Consider the following 4,333-nt stretch of genomic DNA (forward strand, 5'->3'; position numbering starts at 1 on the left):
TACACAAAGCAAAACAATGATATATGTTTCCATTTTAAAGTAAAATAATTTCAAGAAATATGGCAGAATCATGAATCTTCTACATTCCGCTCTACTTCGGTAAAAATACTATTCTATTTATTTATTCAATCAAAATTAAGCTTGAAATAAAAGCAAAAAGTATATTTTTGTTTTTCAAAATTTATAAAGATGAACACTACACTTTTTGTTGAAATTCTTGCCTACACTTTACCAGCCGTAATTACAGGTTTAGTAGCTTATTCCCTTTTTAACTCGTATTTTAAAGACCAACAAAACATGCGTCGCTGGTTGATCCAAAAAGACAATCAAAAAACGGCACTCCCGCTTCGATTACAGGCCTACGAACGCTTAACTCTGTTGATGGAACGCATTAATCCTTCGCAATTAGTAAGCCGTGTTAATCCAGTATCTAATGACAAATATGATTATCAAAATTTTATAATTGCTCAAATTGAACAGGAGATGGAGCATAACCTCACTCAGCAAATTTATGTTACTGAGCAATGCTGGGCCATTGTTTTAACTGCTAAAAATGCAACAATTCAAATGATTCGCTTGGCTGCAAAAAATGAGAAGGTTACTGATGCCAATAGTTTACGAGAACTTATCATTACCGATTTATTGGATAAAACAGCTCCAAGTAGTGCTGCACTTTCTTTTATTAAAAATGAAGTAAGCGAATTATTCTAAACTATTATTCAGCTAATAATCGTTTTAGCTGCACTTGTTCTAAATCAGATAATTGCGGTAATAGTCGTTCAAATGATGCGCGCATTTCCTCTTTTTTAAATAAACGTCTGATCGTGTCTCTGCCAAATTTAGAAAATTGCCACATATGATGTGTAGTTGCTTTAACGAGATTGACGAGTACCTCATCACTTAACAATTGAAAGTTAACTAATTTCTCTAAAGCATTTTGCCTGGTTATCGCTTCAAAATTAGGAGAGGAATAATGCGTAAGCTCTTTTATGAGTACGGTTTTGTCGACCGAATAACTATTAGTTGACAATGCTAGAGACAACCAAAGAGTCCTCAAATTATAATCATTAAAACCAATCCAATCTTTGGTTTGCTCTAAATAAGCAACCCGATGTTCTGGGAAGTTGTTCCATAAATTAAACAATGCTATTTCCAGTGTTTCATAGGAATGATCCAGTAGTAAACTTTCATAATAAGGTCGAAAGTCTGTCGGTATTTTAGGCAAGGATGCAGCCACAGCCATTCGCACCTCAACATCATTAGTTGCTAGGGCTAATTGCAACAACTCTTTTTTATTCTCGAAATTTTCAGTCCGTAGCTGGTTGACCACAGCAACTTTTACATAAGTAGCGGCATCCGATTGTAATACGTTAGCAAAAAATTGACTTTTCTCACCAATCAAGACTTTTTTCATTTTATCTACTTCAAACAGCAGCTGCATACTTTTATTTTTAAGTAGCAAGCCATTAGCCTGTTCGGTGTTAAAAACGGGGGACTCCAACCATATTTTACTAAAATTAGTAGTATCGAAATTAGAAATTTTATGGATTTCATTGAAAAAATCTTGCGTTTCCACATTCTTAAAAGCATACTTTTTAAGGTAATTTTTGACTGCTTTCTTGAAAATTTTATCTCCTAAAGTTTCGTGAAGCACAAATAAAGCCCAAGATCCTTTTTGATAGAAGCTCAATGAACTCGCTTTTTCGTTCAAAATAGGAATACTATCCGTTCTTGAAGCATATTTTATTTGTTGGGCCGTTTCGTGCAGCTTAGCATAAAAATAATCATCCCCTTTTATTTCTCGCTCTGCAAGTAGAGCATAGTAGGTTGCAAATCCTTCTTGGAGCCAATGGTGTTTTCCGCTTTTAGCAGTAATTAAATCACCAAACCATTGATGCGCTAGCTCGTGAGCATCAACATTAGTGTATGAACGATCTTGAAAACCTATAGTATCAACAATATAGCGCCTTGCGAAAATTGTGGCCGAAGTATTTTCCATGCCTGCATATAAAAAGTCGCGAACAGGTACTTGTTTATACACCTTCCAAGGGTATTTAAATCCGATTTCTTTCTCTAAAAAATCAAAAATTTGAACCGAATTTCGGTAGCTCGAATTGAAATTTTTCTCGTCATTTTGTTCAATGTACAATTCCAAAGGAATGCCCGACTTGGATTCTAGATTATGACTATTGTATTTCCCTACAGCTACCATTAGTAAATACGAACTCACAGGACGTTTCATTTTAAATGCCCAAGTTGTAGTTGCACCTTGTGCTTGCTTACTACTGAGCTCTCCGTTAGCGATGACTTGGTAATTAGAATCAAAAGAAATTGACAAATTAAAAACCATTTTTTCATTGACGTCATCAAAACTTGGAAACCAATTACTAGTATATCTGCCTTGCCCTTGAGTCCAAATTTGGAAATCATTCGTTTCCTCTGATCCTACAAAATAAAGCGCTTGTTTGGGTTGTGTAGCATATTCCAACTCTATTGTGTTTTTTCCTTTACCAAATGGAGAAACAAGCTTGATTTGCTTACCTGTATTGATATAATTTACAGCCAATCCGTTTAATTTAACTGCTGAAAAGTTCATTTTTTGAGCATCAATAACAATAGTATCAATGGGTTTTAAAACCTTCAAAAAGTATTTGGCTTGGCCTTTAACCGATTTCTCCTTCGCATTTAATTCAATTTGAGCAGTAACGGATGTAAAATCAACAAAATTAGTTTGTTGCGCAAAAGCAAAAGTACTTAGGAAGAAAAAAAGGTATTTCATATAAAAAGATTAAAAATCAAAGTTACGTCCTTTCTAAGTCAAATAGAAGATATTTTGTAAGTTTACCCAGCAATCAATATAAAAACTAGGTTTGAAAACAAAAGCATTATTTAACTGGAGTAGCGGCAAAGATTCAGCCCTAGCACTTTATAAAGTTCTACAAGACCCAAATTTCGAAATAAGTTGTTTGTTGACTAGTGTAAACACGCAGCACCAGCGCGTATCCATGCACGGCCTAAGAGTTGATTTACTACAAGCACAAGCCGCGAGCATTGGAATCCCGCTCGAGATCATGTACCTTCCCGAAATGCCCACAATGGAAGCGTATGAAAACGTAATGAAGAATACCTTAACAAAGCTGAAAGAACAAGGAATCACACTGTCTATTTTTGGAGATATTTTTTTAGAAGATTTACGAAAGTACCGAGAAGAAAAACTAGAAATAATGGGATTTAAAGGTCTGTTTCCCTTATGGAACATACCAACAATGAGCTTAATACAGGAATTTATAGTTTTAGGTTTCAAAACCATTGTAGTTTGCGGTAATGAGCGCTACCTCGATAAAAGTTTCGTGGGTCGAATTATAGATCAAAGCTTTATTGATGACCTACCAGAGGATGTAGATGTTTGTGGAGAAAATGGAGAATTTCACACTTTTACTTTTGATGGTCCTTTATTTTCTAAACCCCTTATGTTCGATAAAGGCGAAATCGTGTACAGAAAATATGAAAAACCTGCTACTACAGCAACTAATACCGCTTGTGATACAGATGCAAATAATGCCTATGATTTTGGATTTTATTATTGTGACTTGCTACCACTTTGATTACCTAAATTAGAGAAAAAGTATCTTGCTTACATTTAACGGGCCATTGTAAATGTAAATTTCGCTCCCTGTCCAAATTGCGATTGAACAGATATTGCGCCTCCCAAGGCCTCGACTAGTTTCTTTACAGTGGCAAGACCTATACCGTTGCCTTTAGCACCAAATCGATCTACAGGAGCAATGACCTCAAAAATTTCAAAAATAACTACCTGATGCTTTTCTAAAATCCCAGGTCCGTTATCACCTACACTAATAACATATTGCTTTGTATGTTCTTCTATATTAATTTCAATTTCAATATTTTCTTTGTCATTATACTTAATAGCATTGCTTATTAAGTTGATCAATATTTGTTCAATAGCTGATTTGTTACTTTTTAATAAATCAACATTTGCTTTGAATGTAATTGTACAGTTATTTTGAAATGCAAAAAGGGCGGAGATTTCGTCAATTAATAAGGCAACGCTAATCGTTGTATTGTTTTCTTTTTCAATAATGTTAGATTTACTGAATTCAAGTAAATTATCAATCATCTCCTTTAACGTATCAGAAGATGTTTTTATTAAATTAATGATCTCTTTGCCTTCCTCATCGACTTTTTGGCTATGGCCATCGATAAATAAATCTGTAAGTCCGGATATGTTAGCTAGAGGAGATCGTAAATCGTGCGCAGCTATGTAAGCAAATCGCTCTAACGCTTGATTCTTTTTTTCCAACGAAATTAATGA

At 34.5% G+C, this 4,333-nt stretch carries 4 protein-coding genes; 2 read left to right on the forward strand and 2 right to left on the reverse strand.

Annotated features, from left to right (window positions below):
- Positions 1-189: 189 nt before the first annotated feature.
- The gene (locus tag P8M54_RS04795) at positions 190-711 is read left to right on the forward strand and encodes a hypothetical protein (protein WP_300285758.1); all 522 of its coding nucleotides are present in this window, start codon (positions 190-192) and stop codon (positions 709-711) included.
- A 4-nt stretch (positions 712-715) separates the two neighbouring features.
- Here the strand turns inward: P8M54_RS04795 and P8M54_RS04800 are convergent, their stop codons facing one another.
- On the reverse strand, positions 716-2,779 hold the full coding sequence (locus P8M54_RS04800) for a M1 family metallopeptidase (protein WP_300285760.1): 2,064 nt from the start codon (positions 2,777-2,779) through the stop codon (positions 716-718).
- A gap of 91 nt (positions 2,780-2,870) precedes the next feature.
- On the opposite strand from P8M54_RS04800, the gene P8M54_RS04805 reads away from it, so the two are divergent.
- Positions 2,871-3,605, forward strand: a complete 735-nt coding sequence (locus P8M54_RS04805) for a diphthine--ammonia ligase (RefSeq protein ID WP_300285762.1) — start codon at positions 2,871-2,873, stop codon at positions 3,603-3,605.
- A gap of 35 nt (positions 3,606-3,640) precedes the next feature.
- Here P8M54_RS04805 and P8M54_RS04810 read toward each other — a convergent pair.
- A partial coding sequence (locus P8M54_RS04810) for a HAMP domain-containing sensor histidine kinase (RefSeq protein ID WP_300285764.1) occupies positions 3,641-4,333 on the reverse strand: 693 nt, incomplete at its 5' end.

This window comes from Flavobacterium sp. (genome assembly GCF_029242675.1).
Lineage (GTDB): Bacteria > Bacteroidota > Bacteroidia > Flavobacteriales > Flavobacteriaceae > Flavobacterium.

Bases quoted from the DNA above. Each gene is read 5' to 3' on its own strand.
- P8M54_RS04795 (WP_300285758.1), top strand. From the start codon at position 190: ATGAACACTACACTTTTTGTTGAAATTCTTGCCTACACTTTACCAGCC.
- P8M54_RS04800 (WP_300285760.1), bottom strand. From the start codon at position 2,779: ATGAAATACCTTTTTTTCTTCCTAAGTACTTTTGCTTTTGCGCAACAA.